Below are 19,995 nucleotides of genomic sequence, written 5' to 3' on the forward strand. Positions count from 1 at the left end.
TGACGAGGGAGACGGCGATCACATGAAGGCCGGGTTCGCCGAGCACTCGGTGGCAAGCGGGCAACGGCATCCCGACCGCGGTCCTGGTGCCGCCTGCACCGAGGCGACGCCGCCGGCTGACCGCGACCGGTGGCGTCGCGCCGGACGGCTTGACCGTGTGCGAAGTCGGCAGCCTCGGCGCACCCGGGATCGGGCCTTCACCGCGGTTCCCGTGCCGGAGTCGGCCGAGGTGTCGGCTTCGAACGCCCAACCGGCCGTCGCAGCGGACGGTTTCGGGCGCCCGACCGCCTGTCCCGGCAGTGGCCTTCCGGTTCCGTCGCCCGACGACTCCACCCGCCTGCGGCGCGGGAGGACCGAAACCCAACGAGGTGGACAAGTGGTCGACCATGCAATTCAGTTGTGTTCCGTCAGCCGACGGTACGGGGCGGGCGACAGTGCCGTGACGGCGCTCGACGAAGTCTCACTTTGCTTCCCCCAAGGGACGTTCACCGCCGTCATGGGTCCGTCCGGATCGGGCAAGTCGTCCCTGCTGCAGTGCGCCGCGGGTCTCGACCGGCCCACCTCCGGCTCGGTCACCCTGGGCGGGGTCGAACTGACGACACTGAGCGAGACCCGGCTGACCCTGCTGCGCCGGGAGCGCATCGGATTCGTGTTCCAGACGTTTAATCTGCTGCCGTCCCTGACGGCCGAGCAGAACGTGTCCCTGCCCCTGATGCTCGCCGGCCGCCGCCCCTCCAGGGCGGGGGTCCGCGAAGCACTGCGGCAGGTCGGCCTCGGTGACCGGGCGCGGCACCGGCCGCATGAGATGTCCGGCGGCCAGCAGCAGCGCGTCGCCCTGGCCAGGGCCCTGATCACCCGCCCTGCGGTGCTCTTCGGTGACGAGCCGACCGGAGCGCTGGACTCAGGTACCAGCCGCGAGGTGCTGGCCCTGCTGCGCGCCATGGTCGACCGCGACGGCCGGACGATCGTCATGGTCACCCACGACCCGGTGGCCGCCTCCTACGCCGACCGCGTGGTCTTCCTCGTCGACGGGCGGGTCAACGGCGAACTGGCCGGGGCGAGTGCCGACAACATCGCCGCACGTATGACCAAGCTGGAGGCCGTGCCGTGCTGAGCGTCGCGCTGCGCACCTTGCACACCCGTTCCACCACCTTCATCGGCGCATTCGTCGCGCTGTCGCTCGGAGTCGCGCTGCTCACCGTGATGGGCCTGGCGCTCGACTCCTCGTTCGACGCGCCCGACGGAAAGCCCGAGCGGTTCGCGGCCGCCCCGGTCCTCGTGAAGGGGGCGGACACCTTGCGGGTGTCCACCCCGATCGGCGTGCGCACCCAGAGGCTCGCCCACCCGCGAGCGGTGCCCACCGAAACCGTGGTGAAGCTCAAGGCACTCGGCACCGTCGTCCAGGACCGGACGTTCGCCGTGAGCGCTGTGGACGGCCCCGGGAAGCTGGTGGGTCACCCCTGGTCCATCGCGGCCTTCACGCCGTACGAGATCACCGCGGGACGGGCGCCGAAGGCCGCCGACGAAGTGGTCGTCAGCGGCGACTGGTCGAAGCCTGGTGAGCGCGTTCGAACCGGCCACGGCGCCGTACGGGTCGTCGGCACCGTCGCTGACCGCGGCTTCGAGAACGCCGTCTTCTACACCGACGCACAAGCCGCCCGACTGTCGCCGATCAGTGTTCAGTCGGTTGTCGACGCCGACGCGGCGGCGGTGCGCAGGGCGGTGCGCGGCGAAGGTGTGCAGGTCCTGACCGGTGATGCGCGCCATCGTGCCGACTCCGATCCCGACCGGGATCGCGAGGCCATCACCGCGATGAGCGCCCTGTTCGGCACGGCCGGCGGTGTCTCCGCCTTTGTGTCGGTGTTCGTGGTGGCGTCCACCTTCGCGTTCACGGTCGCTCAACGTCGCCGGGAGTTCGGGCTGTTGCGCACCGCGGGGGCCACTCCGGGGCAGATCCGCCGCATGGTGTTCGCCGAGGCACTCCTGGTGGGCGTGCTCGCCTCCGCCGTCGGCTGCCTGCTCGGCTCCTACGGTGCACCCCTTCTGGCCGAGTGGTCGGTCGACGCCGGGCTCGCGCCGAGCTGGTACACCATCGGCGACGGCACATGGCCGTACCACATGGCCTTCTGGACCGGCCTGCTCGTCGCCCTGTGCGGAGTGGTCGCCGCGTCCTGGCGGGCCGGCCGGACGAGTCCCACCGAGGCGCTGCGCGATGCCTCCGTCGACAGCGGAGTGATGACGTGGGGTCGCCTGCTGTCCGGCATGGCGTTGTTGCTGACCGCGGCGGTCACGTTGGGGATGGCGCTTTGCGGTGACCCGGGCGAGTTGCTGCACCGAAAGTCTTACGTCAGCCGGCCCATGCTGCTCATCACCGCGTTCGCCTTCCTCGCCCCGATCGTGGTGCGCCCGTCGGTCCGGCTCGTGGCCCGGCTGCCGGCCCGCCTTCCCGGTGCAGGGGGCATGCTGGTGGGCGAGAACGCGGCCGCCGGTGTGCGTCGTACCGCGGCGATCGCCGCGCCCGTCCTCGTCACGGTCGCCCTCGCGGGATCACTGCTGGGTGCCACCGCGACGCTGAACACAGCGAAGGCCACGGAGACGCGTACGCAGACCACCGCCGCCTTCGTCATCACCGTGGCGAGCGGAACAGGCCTCGACACGGCGACACTGACCAGGCTGCGTTCCGTGCCGGGTGCCAAGGTGTCGGCGACCTCCTCCAGCGCCGTCCACGTGATGGAGGACGGTGTTGCGCTCATCGGATCAGAGGCCCGTGCGGCCGACCCCGGCCCGCTCGCGGCCACCACCCGGCTGCCGCTCGCCGCGGGGAAGGTGAGCGACCTCGACGACGGCTCGATCATCGTCAACGAGGAGTGGCAGCGGCACACCGTGGGACAGCGCGTGCAGGTATGGCTCGACGACGGCACGAGGAAGACACTGCGGATCGCCGCGGTGATGACCACCGGTACCGGCAACAACGGCGCTTATGTCACTCCGCGCAACGCCCCTGGCGCGCCTGTGGACCGCGTCGACGTCGCGCTGGCCGCCGGTGCCGACGCGGACTCCGTGGCTGCGGACCTGCGAGCGGCGATGCGGGACTCGGGTGGGCAGCTGCTCACCAAGGCCGAGTGGGTGCGGGCCACTTACCCGGAAACGAACCGTACGACCCGGCTCGGCTTGATGCTCGTCCTCGGCATCGCCCTTCTCTACACGGGTATCTCCCTGGTCAACACCATGGTCATGGCGACCTCCGACCGGGTGCGCGACCTGGCCGTGCTGCACCTGGCCGGAGCCACCAGGTGGCAGGTGCTGCGGCTGGTGGGCGCCGAGGCGCTGACGGTGGTCGTGGTGGGTGCGCTGCTCGGGGTGTTGGTCGCCGGTCTCGACCTGGCGGGTATGTGGGGCGCGTTGGGCCTGCTGTCGGTGTGGACACCGATCGAGCTGCCCTGGGCCCTGATCGGCACTGCCGTCGCCGCCTGTGCCCTGCTGGCCTTGGTCGCGTCCGTCGTTCCGGCGTGGTTCGCCCTGCGTCGCCGGGCCGTGGAGGCGGTGGGCGTACGGGAGTGACTCCGGTGGCAGTTGTCGGCTCAGGGTCCCGCTGAGGAACCGGCACCCGGGGTCGCAGCGGCGAAGTCGTTGCTGCCGAGGGCGCGGTCGACTTCCCCGCATTGCCGGCCGTCCCGCGGCTACGACCCGTTCTGGGCGCGTTGCCTGGCCCGGTAGGCCCGCAAATTCGCCGCGTTGCCGCAGATCTTGACGCTGTGCCAGACCCCGCTGTTGTTGCGGGACCGGTCGAAGAACACCGTGCCGCACCGGTCGTTGCGGCACAGTTTCAGCCGCTGCCAGGTTCCCGCCCGCTGGGCCTGGAAGACCTCGATCAGGACCAGCGCCGCCACACGCCTCCACCCGGTTCCGCGCGGCTCCGGACGGACCTCGCCGTCCCCGCCGAGCTGCATGGCGACGGACGCGGTGTGCAGCGGGGGGAGCGCGTCGTCGTGGCCGTGGCCGGCCGCCCGGCGCAGATCGTCGCGGAAGGCGCGGAGCTCCTCCTGGTCGTGCGGGTCGAGCCGGATTGCGGCCAGGGGATTGCCGGTGGCCAGGTTCCACTCCTCCAGCGCCTGGTCGAGCCAGGCCTGGGCGGAGCCGGGATCGGCCAGAAGGTCGTTCGTACGGGGCTTGCCGGCGGGGATCGTGTTCATGAGGTCCTGCACGAAGGCAAGCCCTTCCGGGGCCGGCTCCGTGTTGTAGCGAGCCGTGGCCGGCCAGCTCATTCGGATCACTCCCCGTGCCTTGCGTCATGTGTCCGACGACAGATGTATACAGCCTACATCTCTTACTCGGTCCTTGACGGGCCAGGGTGGGGGACCTCACTGGCACAGCTTTGCTCCGCACCCAGCCCGGCGGAGCTCATCGCTCACGGACCGAGCGGCCGACTGCCGCCCGGTGAAGACGGTTCCTTCACACGGACGTCAAGGCATCCTTCTCAGGCGATATCGAACAGCGGGACCATCTGGTCGGGCAGTCCGTCCAAGGGCTGCTCGGTCCAGATCGTCTTGCCGCGCCGGCCGTACCGACTGCCCCATCGGCTGGTGCATTTGGCCACGATGAACAGCCCGCGCCCTCCCTCGTCGGTGGGTGCGGCCCTGAGGAGCCTGGGTTGGGTGTTGCTCGGATCGGCGACTTCGCAGATCAGTACGTTCTCGCGGATGAGCCGCAGCCCCACCGGGCCGCCGGCGTACCGGATCGCATTGGTCACCAGTTCGCTCACGACCAGTTCGGTACTGAGGGCCAGTTCGTCCAGCCCCCACCGCTCCAGTTGCCTGGTGACGGTCTCCCTCGCGTCCGCGACCGAGGCCGGCTCCGCGGGGAACTGCCAACTCACGGTGTTCTCCTCGGAGATGATTCGGGTGCGGGCGAGCAGGAGCGCCACGTCGTCGCTGGGCGGCCGGTCGGTGAGATCGCCGATGAGGTCGCGACCGATGGCGGCCAGGCTCCGATCGGTCCCCGTCAGGACCGCAAGTCGGTTGCGGAGCTGGTTGATTCCATGGACGGCGTCGAAGCCCTCCAGTTCGAAGAGGCCGTCGGTGTACAGCGTCACCACGCTGCCGGCGTCCAGAGCCACCGTGGTCGACTCGAACGGCACACCTCCCACACCCAGCGGCGGACCGGGGGAGACCTCTATGTCGCGCGCCGTGCCGTCCGGCCCGACGACAACAGGAGGCGGCTGTCCCGCACTGGCCACTGTGCATTTCCCCGAAATGGGGTCGTAGACGGCGTACAGGCATGTGGCACCGACGACATCCCGCTGTTCGGTCGGGGTCTCGGAGGCCAGTCGCTGGACCAGGCACTCGACATGGGTGAGGACCTCCGCCGGGTCCAGTTCCAGATCGGCGAAGGTCTGGATCGCGGTACGGAGGCGACCCATGGTGGCGGTGGCGGACAGTCCGTGGCCGAAGACGTCCCCGATGACGAGTGCGACCCGCAGTGACGGCAGGGGGATGGCGTCGAACCAGTCACCGCTGATGCCGGCGCCGCCGACCGCGGGGTGGTAGATGCCCACGGTCTCGAGGCCTGCGGTATCGGTCTCCGCACGTGGCAGCAACCGCTCCTGCAAGGCCGCCGCCGCCCTGTGTTCCCGTGTGTACCGCCGCGCGTTGTCGACGCCGAGAGCCGCGCGCGAGGCGATCTCGGTCAGCAGAGTCCTTTCGGTCGTGTCGAACGTATCCGGCTGCTCGGTTCGCCAGACCGATACCGTGCCGAGCATGCGACCGCGTGCCAGCAACGGCGCGATCGTCATGGAATGCGCTCCGGCGGGGATGAGGTGTCCGGCCGTACTCGGGCTGCTCAGCACCTTGAGCATGTCCTCACGGTCGAGCGAGAGGGCCTGCCCCAGCTGGAGTTGGTGAATGTGGACCGTGTCGAACGGCTGGCTGAGCGACTTGCCCGGTTCGAGGAGGCCTGGAGGCCACCTGTCGGATCCCGACGAGGTGGCGACCCGGACCAGATGCGAGGGCATTCCCTCGATGATGTTCAGTGGTTCGTCACCCACGAGTACCGCATCGGATATGTCCACTGCGGTGAGATCCCCGAGTTCGGGTACGAGAACGTCGGCCAGCTCCTGTGCGGTACGGACGACGTCCAGCGAGGAGCCGATCCGCACGGCCGCTTGGTGCTGCAGATCCATCTGACGACGGATCCTCTGCTGCGCCGTGGTGTCGTTGACGGTGACGGCGATGCCGGAGGGAGTGCCGTCGGGGTCCTGCAGCCTGAATGCGGACACCGAGAGGTCCCACTGATACCCCGAAACCGCCGAGGAATGAATTTCCAGTCTCTTTCGGACGAACGGCACACCGGTTTCCATCACCTGACTGAGCAGGACCTCGATCATCTCGGCGTCATCTGCGGAAATCACATCCTTCAGGCGGATTCCCGGTATGATGGGCGGCCCTTCAAACATTTCGGACCTGATGTTCGTCCGTATGACGTTCATCTCTGCGTCGTGAATGGCGATGCCCATTTGATCCTGGCCGAGCAGTGCACGCAGGAAAGCCCCACCGAAACGCCAGTCACTCGAGGAGTCGGCCGGCGCGGTGATGATCACGTATTCGTCCGGGGAGCCGTCGAGCGGCAGGACATGGAGGTCCACCTCGACCGTCCCACCCGATCCGCGACGAAACGTCACGATTCCCTCGGCCGGCGGTTGCCCTGCGCCCGTCTCCCGGCCCACGCCCGGGCTTTCGGCGAAGAAGTCCTGGATCGGGTGACCGCAGATGTCGTCCGGGCTGCGGCCGAGAAGGTCAGCGACGGCCGACGAACAGCGGACCACCATGCCTTCACGGTCCAGAACCGCTGCCCCGACGGCGAGAAGGGGTGACCGCTGCCCGTGCCGATCGCTGTTCGCCTGGTCCATGCAGGGACTCCTGTGCGAAAAAGGGCAGTCATGCCACAGGCGCTGCTCCTATTATGCTCCTGCGCCACTTCCTTCGCGAGGTGGGGGTTGTCGGCATTACCGCAATGCATTTGGTGCATCAAATATGGTGATCCATGCGGCGAAGTCCGTCGGCCGGTCAGGCTTCGTTGTATTTGTCCTCGACGTGCAGTGGTCTTCGAGGAACCGGAAAGAGAACACGTCACTCGCCGGGTAAACGGCGCCGCCTCACCGACCAAGGCGAAAATCGGCTGCGCCATCCTGAGAAGGGCGGCGATCGGAGGCGGCCGGGAAGCCCCGACCGTGGAGCCCCTGCCTGGACCATGTCGACGGATCTTCGTGGCGGCGGGGGTACAGGCTCAAGCCGAGATCCGGAAGTCCACCGCATGGCCGCCTCGTGCGGTCAGGCGGCCGCCGCATAAGGGGCAGGAGGGCGAGGCATCTCCTGCCCTTCGACGTGCGGGGCCTCCTTGATCGCGGTGAGCAGTGCCATGTCGTCGTACGGCCCACGGTGCCGCTTGCCGTTGCTGACGAACGTGGCCGTACGGTGATGGTGTTGGCGTCCGCCGACACCATGTGGTTCTCGGCCGTGTGCCGGTGCACCCGATCGCGCAGACCCCGTCCGAAGCGCCGGGTGTCGAGGCCCGGTTCGTCGGCGTATGCGATCAGGTTGGACAGGTCCAGGTGGTCCTGGCGATGCAACAGCAGTGCGTGTGTGGGCCAGAACGCCCCCTGTGCCGCGGCGGCCCCGGCTGCCTCCGCGGCCAGGAGTGCCTGCGGGTGGATGTCGCCGAGCGGGAGGTGACGCCAGACGCAGCGCACCTATGGGTGGGTGGTGAGCAGTTCCCGCGCCGCGTGGCGCCCGTACTCGCAGGAGGCATGGACGGGTAGTCGGCGGTTGGCGTTCCGGTCAGTCGTTGAGCCACCGCGAGCCGTCGCCCTCGGACTGGTCATGGTCGGTCGAGACGCTGAGGTGCTGCCACTTCTCGTCCTCCTCCAGCCTCTTGGCCCAGGCGGCGTGCCCATAGGCGTAGGCGTCCCTCCCCAGGAGCAGGCGCAACGGGGGCTCGTCGAGGTCGGCGACGGTGAGGACCACCTGGGCGACCTTGGCCGGGTCGCCGTTGGCCTCTCGGGTGAAGTTGCGCATAGCCGTCGCGGCGGCCCCGACGGTTCCCCGGTAGGGCTCGCTGATGGGCGGGGTGTGCATGGACGATCCGGCCCACTCCGTACGCATGCCACCCGGTTCCAGGACGGTGACCTTGATGCCCAGGGGCGCGACCTCGGACGCGAGGACTTCGGAGAAGCCGCCGACGGCCCACTTCGCGGACTGGTAGGCGGTCATTCCGGGGCTGCCGATCCGGCCGCCGAGCGAGGAGACCTGGATGATGTGTCCGCCGCCCTGCCGGCGCAGCACCGGCACCGCTGCCCGGCTGACATAGACGGTGCCGTAGAAGTTGGTGTCGATCTGCCGGTGGAACGCCTCCAAGGTGGTGTCCTCCAGTGCGGCGCGGTCGCCCTGGCCCGCGTTGTTGACCACGACGTCCAGGCGTCCGAACGCCTCGACGGTCTCGCGCACGGCGCGCTCGGCGGCATCCGCGTCGGTCACGTCGAGTTGCGTGGTGCGGATCCGATCCCCGTGGGCGGACACCAGGTCGTCCAGGGAGCGCGGGTTGCGGGCTGTGGCCATCACCAGGTGCCCGGCGGCCAGAGCCACGGTGACGATCTCGCGGCCCAGACCGCGAGAGGAACCAGTGATCAGAAAAACCTTCGACATGGGGCGGACTCCGAACGATGCGGTCTGATTCGTGGAAGTGGGCGGCGTTTCCGGGTGACCGGGTGTGCCGCCGGAGGTGTAACGCAATCCGAGTGCGTTATTGGCACCGTAACACGCTGAGGTCATGTAACGCACCCGGGTTGCGTTAATGTGGGAGTATGCATCGCCGAGCCCGATCGCCCGAGGCCAAACAACGCCGCACCGAGGACCTCCTCGACGCCACCCGCGGCCTGGCCGCCGATCGCGGAGGGGTCCGCCACATCACGCTGGCCGCCGTCACCGAGGCCGCCGGGCTACACCCCTCCGCCGTTCGGCGCTACTTCGAGAGCAAGGAGGAACTGCTGCTCGAGCTGGCCGAACGCGGCTGGGGCGATTGGCGCGACGCTCTCACGTCCCACCTCGCGGGGGCCCACGACCTCGCCCCGGAGCAGACGGCGGCCGCGGTGGCCGGCACTCTTGCCTCACAACCGCTCTTCTGCGACCTGCTGACGCATGTCCCGCTCAGCCTCGAGGGTGACGTCGACATCGAGCGGGCCCGCCGGTTCAAGACCAACTCCTTCGCCGCCTACGACGCCATCGTCGAGGTACTGACCGCCGCGAGCACCATGACCGGTGTGCAGGTACAGAGCCTCATCACCGTGGCGCTGGCACTGACGGCGAATCTCTGGCAGCTCTCGCACCCCACACCCACTCTCGCCGAGCTCTACGCCCAACACCCGCGCTGGGGCCACGTGGCGCTCGACTTCGAACCCCGCCTGACGCGGCTGCTCCAGGCGACGGCGTCCGGACTCGCCTCCGACACCGGTCCCGTCACTGTGGCCCGCGGCCCAGAAATGCCGTAGCGGCAAACGGGTGCGGGTGTTCTCAAGGTGGTGTGCGGCCTCCGCAGGCCGGGCGGTGGTTGTGAGTGAAGGCTGCCCCGGTGCCTGCCGGGCTTGATGCGAGCGGCGCGTCTCGGGCCCGGAGGACGCCGGCCCGAGCCCGGCCGGACGGCAGGTCAGCTGTGGTAGATCGACTGCGACTCCTCGTACGCCTGCAGTCCTTCGGGTCCGAGCTCGCGCCCGAGGCCGCTGGCCTTCCTGCCCCCGTAGGGGGATGTGAGGTCCGGCAGATAGCCGTTGAGTCCCACTGTGCCGGTGTGGATACGGCCGGCAACGCGGGCGCCGTGGTCCAGATCGCTGGTCCAGACGGTGCCGGCGAGGCCGTACGCCGAGTCGTTGGCGAGGTGCACGGCCTCGTCCTCGCTGCCGTAGCGCATGATCGAAAGGACCGGGCCGAAGATCTCTTCCCGTGCGATGGTCGACGAGGCGTCCACGTCCGCGAATACCGTCGGCTCCACGAACCAACCCGACTCCAGCCCGGTGGGGCGGCCCCCTCCCGTGACCAGTCGGGCACCCTCCACCAGGCCCTGCCTGATGTAGCCCTCCACTCGCTTCCGCTGCTTGGCGCTGACGAGTGGACCGATCTGTGTGGCACGGTCGAGTGCGTCGCCCACGACAGCTCCCTGAGCCAGCGCGGCGTAGAACTCGACCACCTCCGAGTACCGGCTGCTGGGGGCGAGAATCCTCGTACTCGCGTAGCAGGTCTGGCCGTTGTTCAGAAGACTGGCCAGGAAGACTTCCTCGGCTCGCGCGGTCAGATCCGCATCGTCGAGGATGACCGCGGCCGACTTGCCCCCCAGTTCCAGAGTCACCGGCCTCAGCAGGAGAGCGCAGGCGGCGGCGACCTGACGGCCCGCCGCCGTCGATCCGGTGAATGACACCTTGTCGACGCCCGGATGGGAGACCAGGTAGGCGCCGAGATCGCTTCCGCCGGGCACGATATTGATCACGCCGGCCGGGAAACCTGCCGCCTCCACGGCTTCGGCCAGAAGCACGGAGTCGAGCACCGTCTCCGGTGCCGGCTTGAGTACGAGCGTGCAGCCTGCCGCAAGGGCGGGAGCCAGCTTGAAGAAGCCGATGGTCTGGGGGAAGTTCCAGGTCATGATGGCCGCCACCACTCCGACGGGTTCCCGGCGGACGAGCGTGCTGCCGCGGGGCAGACCGACACGGCGCTCTTCCCGCGACGCAGTCGACACCAGGCCCGCGTAATAGCGCAGCAGCACGGCCGGGACCGTGCCCTCGAAGGCCTCGGCGGTCGTGATGGGCATGCCGTTCTGGGCGCTGACGACGCGCGACATCGCCTTGCTCCGGGCGTCCAGCTCGTCGGCGAACTTCATCATGACGGCGGCGCGCTCATGAGGCTCCCAGGTGGGCCATCCGGCAGGCGAGTCGAACGCGAGGCGGGCGGCCCGGACGGCCCGGTCGACGTCCTCTTCCACCGCTGACGGAACCGAACCCAGGTATTCACCCGTACTCGCGGACCTGGCGGTGATGGTGTCGCGGCCGGACGGTGCGGCCCACTGCCCCCCGATGAACAAGCGATTGGCATGCATGACACGGTCTTCTCTCAGCTGCGTCCGAACCGGGCGGATCGCCCTGTGGCCGGCTGGAGTGCTCCATGGTGTGGGGTCCATGAGCGGTTCCGGCCCGCGAACCGGGCGATACGGCGCTCATCCCGTGGACCGTCCGCGGACGGATGGGTACCGCGGGGGAGGCAACTCGTAGGGCTCTGCACTTGAGTGTGACCTACGTTACACCTATCTGAGGACACGTGCCCTCAGATGGCTCGCGGGCTCATCGGGTGCTCGTCGGAGTTCGGCCGGCACGTATCCACGGGCACATGCGGAACCGGCACGCACGGCAATAATGGACACGTACGTGCAGGCATTGAGCGATATGCAGGCCGAGGGGTCTATCGAGATGAGAACGTATGGCGGACTCACTGCCGAAGAGCGCCGGTCGGCACGGCGGCGACGCATCATGGATTCCGCCCTCGAGCTTTTCTCCGTCCAGGGATATCCCCATACGTCGATCCGCTCCGTCCTTCGTCACAGTGGCGTGCAGGAGAGGTACTTCACGGAAAGCTTCTCGTCTCTCGACGCGCTGATGGCCGCGGTCCTCAGGGAAATCCAAGAGGATGAGGCCGTGGGATGCCAAAGCGCCCTGAATGAAGGTGGCACCCGCCGCGACCGAGCACGTCGCATGCTCGATGTGCTGACCCATGGAGTGACCGATGATCCGCGGAAAGGCCGTGTCAAACTGATCGAGTCCCTCTCGGCCGGTCCCCTGGCGGCAGGCGAGCGCCGACGGGGCCTGCGGCACATGGCCGGCTTGGTGGAGTCGCTGCTTCTCGCGGACCGGCATGATCCGCGCATCGACACCACGGCGATGTCGATGGCCGTCGTCGGCGGCGTGAACCAGATACTTCTGAACTGGGTCGACGGAATTCTCCGCACCTCCCGTGAGGACGTCGTCCAGCAGTCGCTCTATTTCTTCGAGGCAATTGCAGAGTTCGGATCGGATGCCCGCTGAGTCCGGTTACGGCGGCCTCAACGGCGAAGCAGGCCGGACCGTAAAGGCGCTTTCCTTGGATCTTTCCGAGTCCGGGTACCGGGAGTGGCGCCAGGAATGGGCTGTGTGGCCGCCTGGCATTGAGGTCCGGAACTTCGTATGGCCCCGGCGTGCACGCGGGGGTGGGTCTGCGATGGGAGGGAGGCTCCCTGCTCGAACGTACGGATTCCATCGTCTGCTTCCAGATTCCGGCGGCTTCCTGAAACCGATCCTAGTGTTACGCTCGATGCTCAGCGGCTTTCGGGCCATGAATCTTTTATTGGTTTGGCCTAGATTCTGCGAATGGCAACTTTGCGAGCGTTGGAGTGCCTGGTGGCACTCGTCGACACGGGATCTGTGACGAAGGCGGCGGCAGTGCTGCACATGTCGCAAGCCGCCCTCTCCCATCAGATCGCGTCTCTCGAACGAGAACTCGACACCCCCGTTGTGGAACGGCTGTCCCGAGGGGTGCGGGTCACTGCGGCCGGCCTGGCCGCCGCGGCGGAGGCGCGCGTGGCGCTGAGGGCTGCCGAGCGGGCCGTGCAGGCGGGGCGGGATGTGGCTGCCGGAGGTGTGGGCCGATTGCGGTTGGCGTGCGCGGAGACGATGACGGTGTGGCTCCTCGTTCCCATCCTGAGGCGATGGCGTTCCGACCGGCCCGACGTCCAGCTGGAGCTCATGGAGTTCACCAGCAGCGACAAGATGGTGGACCTGCTCATGGCGGGTGAGGCGGACCTGGTCGTCGGGCCGGAACCCAGCGGCACCACGGCTCATGTGGAGCATCTCGGGGACGAGGAAATGGTCGTCGTCGCCGCGAGCGACCACCGATTCGCACGGATGGCGTCCGTCGCGGTCACGGAACTCATCGACGAGCCTTTTGTCCACTACACGCCGGACAACGGCAACGCCGCCTGGCTCGATCAGTTCGTCTCTGCGCACCAGGTGTCCCTCACGCCCGTCCTGCGCACCCGCAGCCCTCGCACTGCGGCCCAGTTGGCGGGGGCAGGCATGGGTGTCTCCATCGTCCCCGCGTCGGCGCTGACCGCGCAGCCCGCAGGCGTGGTACGACCACTGGAGCCGCGTGTGCACCGCGGAGTGGTCGCCGTCGCGGCCGCGCCCTCCGACGCGCTGGTCTCGCTGTTCCTGCGCGATTTGCGACGGCGTGGCCTGCCGGGCCCCAGCGCTTCCGTTTGAGGAGTCCTCCCGCTCTGGTTGCGGCCGATCTCGTGCTGTGCGGGGACGCTGCTAATGCTCAGATTGGCTCTTCATTCGTTAGTGTCCAGGGCGTGGGACGGCGAGGACGGCGACAGTACCTGATGTCGCGGTGCTCACCAGCTCGCGAGGGGTCCTTCCATTATTGAGACTAATGCCTATGATGGACTCATGAGCGTTAGGGTCAGCGTTGAGGCGATGCAGAGGGCGGGATTCCCCATGGGAGGTGAGCCGCTGGTCGCGGTGGACTTGGCCGACACTCTGATGACGGCCGTGCGACCCACCGAGGACCTCATCGCCTCCGCTGAGGCGGCGGAGACGTGGTGGCAACTGGAGGCGACCGGCCTGCCTGCCGGACCCATGCCCGAGCCCGCGGCCCTCCGCCGGCTGCGCACGGCCGTCCGGGACCTTCTGGACGCTCACCTCGAAGGCAGGGAGGCCGACTCGACCGCCTTGGAGGACCTGAACGCCGCAGCGGCCGGCGCGCCGACGAGCCCGCGACTGGTGAGGACACCCAAAGGCCTCCAGGGCGAACACCGTTGGCACACCGAGTTCGGCGGGAACGTCGCGCTGGCCGCCATCGCGGCGGAGGCGATCACACTCCTGGCCGACCCACAGCGATTGAGCACACTGCGACGCTGCGCCAACCCGGCGTGCTCCATGCTCTTCCTGGCCGAGAACAAGCGGCGCAAGTGGTGCACGGCCAACCTCTGCGGCAACCGGGCACGGGTTGCCCGTCACTACGAACGCACTCACCGGGAGCGGTCCGCGGACGCGTGACCACTCCCTCGCCAACCCCTCATCCGACATGATCGATCGACAGGGAACGCCGATGAGCACCGCAGGCTTTCATGAAGGCGAACGGACCGTCCAGCGCCTGGCCGGAGTGGTCGACGAGGCTGAGCGGCTCCAGGGCATGCTCCAGCCCCCGCGTCCCGGCGGAGGGTTGAGCGCCGTACTCGCGGCACGCTCCTTCGCCGTCCTCACCGGTCGAGATCATGACGGCGTGCTGTGGACCTCGCCCCTCTACGGGGAGCCGGGGTTCCTCGTGACCGACGGGACCACCCTGACCGTGCACACCGCGCCGCCCGAAGGTGACCCGCTGCACAACGCGCCCGTCCCTCAGCATGTCGGACTGCTCGCGATCGATCTCGGCATCCGCCGCAGGATCCGCGTCAACGGAGAACTGACCGACAACTCGGCCGACGTGCTGACCATCCATGCCGACCAGGCCTTCGGGAACTGCCCTTCCTACATTCAGCAGCGATACCTCACGGTGACACGGACGCCCGCTCACAGGGCCGACGCCGGGCGCCCGCAACCGCAGGACACGTCGGACACGTCGGACACGAGGACGCTTCGACGGGACCACATCGAAATGATCCGCAAAGCCGACACCTTCTTCCTCGGCACGACCCATCCCACCCGAGGTGCCGATGCCTCGCACAAGGGCGGCAGGCCGGGGTTCGTCAGGGTCCAGGGCGGGGAGATCTGGTGGCCTGACTATGCGGGAAACAACATGTTCAACAGCCTGGGCAACATCAGCGTCGATCCCGCCACGGCACTGCTGTTCATCAACTTCGCCACGGGGCGCACGCTGCACCTCTCGGGTGAGGCACGGGTCGAATGGCTCGACCCCTCCGCGGACGAAGGCGGGACCGGCCGACGCGTACGGTTCACGCCGCGCTGGATCCGCAGCGGCGAAATCCCGCTCCACGGTGATCTGTTGAGCTTCTCGCCGCACAATCCTGCCGTGACGACGCCCCGCGCCGCCTGAGCCGCTCCTGGCCGGCTGCGGCCAGGCGCGCCTCAGGCCCATTCAGACGCGCGGTCCCTTGGGGCGTGAAGACCTCCCGCCGATCCAGGGACACGACGAACACAGCGCCCCGGATCCGCGTGCGGCATGCGTATTTTTTCGCCAGGCCATCCGGAAGACGCATGATTCCCGGTTTCCTCATGGACACGCGGTTCGTCAACACTGGAGAGATGAAACTTTCCCTCGAGGTCGTCACGCTGGCCGTATCGGACGTCGACCGAGCCTTGGCGTTCTACACGGAGCAGGTGGGGTTCCACCTCGACGTGGACTATGCGCCCGACGAGGAGTTCCGGGTGGTGCAACTCACCCCGCCGGGGTCAGGCGCCTCGGTCCAGTTCGGCGTGGGGCTCACCGAAGCCGAGCCTGGTGGTACCCGGGGCACCTACCTGGTCGTGGCCGACATCGAACGTGTCCGGGAGGCGCTGGTGGCACGTGGCGTGCGTGCGAGTGGGATCCGGCACAAGTCCCGACTCCCGGATTGGCGTGGCGGCTTCGAAGCCGGGACCGATCCCGAGCGTCGCGACTACGCCAGTTTCTTCGACTTCACGGATCCCGACGGGAATCAGTGGTTCGTCCAGGAACGAGGCCATCAGGCGACGGGCGGAGGCTCATGAAGCGCCGGCAGCAAGCGATTGCTCTTTCATGGCAGTTCGGGCAAGCCGGGTCGAGGAGGGAAATCGGTCGCGTCCCGTGAGACGCAGCCGTTAGCCTCCGCCCGAGCGGGGCGAGGTACGTGACCGCGAAGGGGGCCTGCCATGGAGACCGAGGGCGTGCGGACAGATCGTTTGGGCGTGCTGCTCGACCAGTTCGACTCCGTCAGGGAGAAGGCGCAGGTACGGCTTACCGGACTCAGCGACGAGGAGTATCTGTGGGAGCCGGTACCCGGTTGCTGGTCGATCCGGCGCCGAGGGGAGGCGACGACGCCCAGGGCGTTCGGACCGGGCGACTGGCTGCTCGACCAAGGTGCCCCGGAGATCCCGGCGAGTGAGTACGCCGAGGTCGCCCGCCAGGCTGCCGACGGGATGTCGGTCGTCAAGATCGCCGACGACTGGAGTGTGAGCGTCGAGCGGGTCGAGCAGATCCTCGGGCACGTCGGCCCGCCGGAGCCGGACGAGTCGCCCGTGACCACCATCGCGTGGCGGCTGGGGCATCTGCACTTCTGCTTCGCGGGCGGATGGGAGTGGGCCTTCGGCGAACGACGGCAGGAGCCGAAGGAGTTGGTCGACTTCACCCCCGACGCCTCTTTGGCGGTAGAGCGGTTCTGGGCGGTGATGGACCGCTGGCGTGACAGCATCGGCACCGTGACCGAGGAGCAGCTCGACACGATCGGCTTCTCGCAGTATCCGTACGGCTCCGACCCGGACGACCCCTTCATCGCCGTGCTGTGGGGGGCCAACCTCGAGTTCATCCACCACATGGCCGAGATCGCGCTGCTCCGCGACCTCTGGAGGGCGCGCTTCAACGGTCACGATTAGGACCGGTCGCGCATCGGGCGTCCACGATGAGGGCGACGGCCGCCCCTGCCGGACTTCCGATACCGATGGCGTTTGCACGGCGGCCACCAGGTCATCGGCTCGCCGTCCGAGCCCAGTTCACGATGCCGGGCGCGGTCCTGGGCCGCCATGTCAGGCCAGGGGTCCTGACGGCGGCGAATTCCGAGCGGGGCGCTGCCCGACTCCACCAGGAGATTCCCTGGACGTGCTGCCAGAGGCTGGTGTGGGGCATGTCTCCGCATGCTCGATCCGGCACACGGTCATGCTTCGGCTGCCGCCTCGCGCTGCTGTCGGTGCCGCGCCGCCTTGGTGATGTTGCCGCAGCGCTGCATCGAGCACCACTTCCGGGGCCGTCCCTGGCCGCTGTCGAGGTAGATCATCCGGCAGACCTCGGCGTCGCATGCGCGCAGGTTCTGTCGTCGCACAGGATCCGAGAGCAGCGTGATGAGGTCTCGCGCGATCGAGGAGAGCAGGGCCGGGGCCGAAAGGTCGGTGTCGGCCGCCGCGGCGGGAAGTCCGTCGGCTCCCACTTCCAGGCGGGGAACCGGCGGATTCACCGCGGCCAGCCGGTTCAGGAGCCGCACCGATTCGCTTCGGGGAGCTCGACCACGCAGATACCCGGCCGTGACGTCGTAGGCGCAGGCCCGCAGCTCGTGCAGGGCGGCGAGCACACTCTCGAGGTCCTCCTCCGGGTGCACGGTGAGCCCCACCCCCGCACACCAGGACTTGAGCCGTTCGATGTCGCCCATGCGCTCGACCGGTGTGCTCGGGCGGCGCCCGACCGTCGCGATGAGGTTCAGCGAAAGGGATCCGGCGTCGAAGCGCAGTTCACGCTGTCGTGCCGTGATCCGGGTGCGGCGGCCGCCGTGTGTTCCTTCGGTCACTCCGTTATAGTAACCCTGTATGAGGTTATTAAGGGGCGAGACATGAAACCGTGGATGCGCGTCGCCCTGGCGATGTTCGTCGTGGGTTGGGGAGCGAATCAGTTCTCCCCTCTCCTCCTGGTCTACCGGCGTGGGGGAGTGATCTCGGAGTCCGCGGTGACCATGGCGTTCGGGGCCTACGCGCTCGGCCTCATCCCGGCACTGCTGCTCGCCGTCCCCGTCGCTCACCGCTACGGCCAGGTCAGAACGATGCGGGTGGTCCTCGCCCTGTCCGCCGTGGCGTCGCTGATCCTTCTGGTCGGAGGCGAGCGGATCTGGGCCCTGGTGCTCGGACGGCTGCTCGCCGGCATCGCCTCGGGCTCCGCGTTCGGGCCGGGTACGGCCTGGATCAAGGAACTGTCGGACGGCGACGCCCCCGGTGCCGGCGCCCGACGGGCCGCGATGGCCCTGTCGGCGGGGTTCGGTGGCGGCCCGCTGGTGGCGGGGGCACTCGCCCAGTGGCTGTCCGCGCCGGAAGTGGTGCCCTATCTGGTCCACATCTGCCTGACGGCCTGCGTGGCGCCACTGGTGTGGAACGCTCCCGGTGGCATCACAGCGGCAGCGCGCCATGACGAAGCGGGACTGCGTGGGCTGGGCGCCATCTTCGGACACCGGGGGTTCCGCTTCCAGGTCGCACCGACGGCTCCGCTGGTGTTCGGGGCCGCGACCACGAGTTTCGCCGTGCTGCCCGCCCTGGTGCCACCGCACGGTCCGAGCGTCGCAGCCAGCGGTGGTCTCGCCGGCCTGACACTGGCCAGTGGTGCCGCAGTCCAACCGCTGGCCAGACGGATGTCGACGCGCAGCCGCCACGCGATCCGCGTCTGGGGCCTGGCGGCGGGCATCGCGGGGTTCCTGCTCGGCGCCGTGACGATCCGGCTGCATGATCCGATGGTCCTCATCCCGGCGGCGATCACCCCCGGTGTGTGTTACGGCATGCTGATGGTGGCCGGACTGAGCCGCGTGGAGGCGCTGGCCGCTCCGAACGAACTCGCCGGTGCTGCCGCCGTCTTCTACTGTCTGAGCTATCTGGGGTTCGCGGCCCCCTACCTTGTCACCGCGGTCGGGCACTGGGTGCCACCGGCCGTACTCCTTGTCTGTGCCGCCTGCGTCGTCGCCGCGCTGATCCCGGCGACAGCGCTGGTCCGCACTCCGGAATCCGGCGGTGGCCCCTCGACGGGGCGTGGCCGGCCCGTTCCGTGCGGAACCGGCGGGCCTGCCGGGACGCCGACTGCACGGCGTAAAACACATCGAGATCCCGCACGGGAAAGGAAAACGTCATGCGCATAGCCGTCGTGGGAGCGGGCGGAGTCGGAGGCTACTTCGGTGCCCGGCTCGCTGCAGGGGGGCACGAGGTCACCTTCGTCGCTCGAGGCCGGCATCTGGAGGCCATACGGGAACATGGACTGCTGGTACGCAGTCCGCTGGGCGACCTGAAGGTCCCGGCGACGTCGGTGGTGGCGACCATCGCGGAGCTGGACCCCGTCGATGTGGTGCTCGTCGCCGTGAAGCTGTGGGACAGCGAGGATGTCGCTGCTCAACTGCGCGCCGTCGTGAACGAGGGGACCCGTGTGATCTCCCTGCAGAACGGTGTCCGCAAGGACTCGGTACTGCGGCAGCATCTGCCCGCACACAACGTGTGGGGAGGGGTCTGTTACATCTCGGCCGTCATCGAGGAGCCGGGCGTGGTCTCCCACCGCGGAGAGATGCAGAAGGTCGTGTTCGGACCTTACGACGACGCCGACACCCAGCGCGCCGAGGACTTCCTGCAAGCGTGTGTCTCCTCCGGAATCGATGCGGAACTCAGCGCCGACATCGAACGGGTCATCTGGGAGAAGTTCGTGTTCCTGGTGGGGCTTTCGGCGACCACCGCTGCCGTACGTCAGCCCATGGGAGTCATCCGCTCCGATGCCCACTCCCGGGAACTGCTGCACGACGTGATGGCGGAGGCCGTGAACGTGGGCCGTGCCGCGGGGGTGCGGCTCGACCCGCGGTTCGCCGACGAGCGGCTGGCGTTCTGCGACACCCTGCCGCCCGGGATGACCTCCTCGATGTACCACGACCTGATGCAGGGCAATCGTCTGGAGGTGCCTTGGCTCAGCGGCAGTGTTGTCGACCTCGGCCGCGAACTCGGGGTCCCCGCACCACGGAACCGTACGATCGCCGACGTCCTCGCCCCCTACGAACTGGGACGGCCCGATCCCGACCGGTGAACCGTGAGGCGTCGGCGGGGTCCAGAACTCGCCCTCCGGTCCCTGCGGACGTGGTCCGTTCGACGCCCGCCCCGTCGACGGCGACCCGCGCGGCCGTCTGTCCTGTACCGGCTCCACCGCTCCCCGGGCGGGCGGTGAAGCCGGTACAGGCATGTTCGCCGGGTAAGTTGATGCATCTCGTGGGCAGTTGCCACGCGGCATGCCCGGGTGCGCG

Annotated in this window: 16 protein-coding genes; 11 read left to right on the forward strand and 5 right to left on the reverse strand. The window is 68.6% G+C overall.

Going from position 1 to position 19,995, the window contains the following annotated elements; translation table 11 throughout:
- Positions 1-376: 376 nt before the first annotated feature.
- Entirely contained in the window at positions 377-1,114 is a 738-nt protein-coding gene (locus ACSHXN_RS39305; RefSeq protein WP_438305754.1) for an ABC transporter ATP-binding protein, read from the forward strand.
- Complete coding sequence (locus ACSHXN_RS39310; protein ID WP_438305756.1) at positions 1,108-3,561, forward strand: FtsX-like permease family protein; 2,454 nt, start codon at positions 1,108-1,110, stop codon at positions 3,559-3,561. Before ACSHXN_RS39305 ends, ACSHXN_RS39310 begins: the two co-directional genes overlap by 7 nt.
- A 119-nt stretch (positions 3,562-3,680) precedes the next feature.
- Here ACSHXN_RS39310 and ACSHXN_RS39315 read toward each other — a convergent pair whose 3' ends face one another.
- From ACSHXN_RS39315 to ACSHXN_RS39325, 3 genes are all read right to left on the reverse strand, one after another.
- Positions 3,681-4,265: a CGNR zinc finger domain-containing protein gene (locus ACSHXN_RS39315; protein WP_383353293.1), complete on the reverse strand. Its 585-nt coding sequence runs from the start codon at positions 4,263-4,265 to the stop codon at positions 3,681-3,683.
- A gap of 212 nt (positions 4,266-4,477) precedes the next feature.
- Positions 4,478-6,904, reverse strand: coding sequence for a SpoIIE family protein phosphatase (locus ACSHXN_RS39320; RefSeq protein WP_438305759.1), 2,427 nt, complete (start codon positions 6,902-6,904; stop codon positions 4,478-4,480).
- A gap of 928 nt (positions 6,905-7,832) precedes the next feature.
- Positions 7,833-8,696, reverse strand: coding sequence for an SDR family NAD(P)-dependent oxidoreductase (locus ACSHXN_RS39325; RefSeq protein WP_356114000.1), 864 nt, complete (start codon positions 8,694-8,696; stop codon positions 7,833-7,835).
- A 158-nt stretch (positions 8,697-8,854) separates the two neighbouring features.
- On the opposite strand from ACSHXN_RS39325, the gene ACSHXN_RS39330 reads away from it, so the two are divergent.
- Positions 8,855-9,538 carry a TetR family transcriptional regulator gene (locus ACSHXN_RS39330; protein WP_438305761.1) on the forward strand — a complete coding sequence of 228 codons (684 nt, stop codon included), beginning with the start codon at positions 8,855-8,857 and terminating at the stop codon, positions 9,536-9,538.
- Positions 9,539-9,693: 155 nt separating this feature from the next.
- Here ACSHXN_RS39330 and ACSHXN_RS39335 read toward each other — a convergent pair whose 3' ends face one another.
- Entirely contained in the window at positions 9,694-11,130 is a 1,437-nt protein-coding gene (locus ACSHXN_RS39335; protein WP_438305763.1) for an aldehyde dehydrogenase, read from the reverse strand.
- Between the two features lie 313 nt (positions 11,131-11,443).
- Between ACSHXN_RS39335 and ACSHXN_RS39340 the strand changes: the two genes are divergently transcribed.
- The 6 genes from ACSHXN_RS39340 (at position 11,444) to ACSHXN_RS39365 (ending at position 16,630) form a co-directional block, all read left to right on the forward strand.
- Entirely contained in the window at positions 11,444-12,109 is a 666-nt protein-coding gene (locus tag ACSHXN_RS39340) for a TetR/AcrR family transcriptional regulator (protein WP_438305765.1), read from the forward strand.
- Between the two features lie 321 nt (positions 12,110-12,430).
- On the forward strand, positions 12,431-13,321 hold the full coding sequence (locus ACSHXN_RS39345; RefSeq protein WP_438305767.1) for a LysR family transcriptional regulator: 891 nt from the start codon (positions 12,431-12,433) through the stop codon (positions 13,319-13,321).
- A gap of 189 nt (positions 13,322-13,510) precedes the next feature.
- Complete coding sequence (locus ACSHXN_RS39350; protein WP_383353286.1) at positions 13,511-14,119, forward strand: CGNR zinc finger domain-containing protein; 609 nt, start codon at positions 13,511-13,513, stop codon at positions 14,117-14,119.
- Positions 14,120-14,171: 52 nt separating this feature from the next.
- Positions 14,172-15,116, forward strand: coding sequence for a pyridoxamine 5'-phosphate oxidase family protein (locus tag ACSHXN_RS39355; RefSeq protein ID WP_438305769.1), 945 nt, complete (start codon positions 14,172-14,174; stop codon positions 15,114-15,116).
- 209 nt (positions 15,117-15,325) lie between these two features.
- Positions 15,326-15,769: a VOC family protein gene (locus ACSHXN_RS39360; protein WP_438305771.1), complete on the forward strand. Its 444-nt coding sequence runs from the start codon at positions 15,326-15,328 to the stop codon at positions 15,767-15,769.
- A gap of 141 nt (positions 15,770-15,910) precedes the next feature.
- Positions 15,911-16,630: a DinB family protein gene (locus ACSHXN_RS39365; RefSeq protein WP_438305773.1), complete on the forward strand. Its 720-nt coding sequence runs from the start codon at positions 15,911-15,913 to the stop codon at positions 16,628-16,630.
- Positions 16,631-16,908: 278 nt separating this feature from the next.
- Here ACSHXN_RS39365 and ACSHXN_RS39370 read toward each other — a convergent pair whose 3' ends face one another.
- Positions 16,909-17,532, reverse strand: a complete 624-nt coding sequence (locus ACSHXN_RS39370) for a CGNR zinc finger domain-containing protein (RefSeq protein ID WP_356113938.1) — start codon at positions 17,530-17,532, stop codon at positions 16,909-16,911.
- A gap of 42 nt (positions 17,533-17,574) precedes the next feature.
- Here ACSHXN_RS39370 and ACSHXN_RS39375 point away from each other — a divergent pair, with 42 nt between their 5' ends.
- Positions 17,575-18,858: an MFS transporter gene (locus ACSHXN_RS39375; RefSeq protein ID WP_438305775.1), complete on the forward strand. Its 1,284-nt coding sequence runs from the start codon at positions 17,575-17,577 to the stop codon at positions 18,856-18,858.
- Positions 18,849-19,781, forward strand: a complete 933-nt coding sequence (locus ACSHXN_RS39380) for a 2-dehydropantoate 2-reductase (RefSeq protein WP_438305777.1) — start codon at positions 18,849-18,851, stop codon at positions 19,779-19,781. Before ACSHXN_RS39375 ends, ACSHXN_RS39380 begins: the two co-directional genes overlap by 10 nt.
- Positions 19,782-19,995 lie beyond the last annotated feature (214 nt).

Source organism: Streptomyces sp. HUAS TT11 (assembly GCF_051553595.1).
GTDB lineage: Bacteria > Actinomycetota > Actinomycetes > Streptomycetales > Streptomycetaceae > Streptomyces.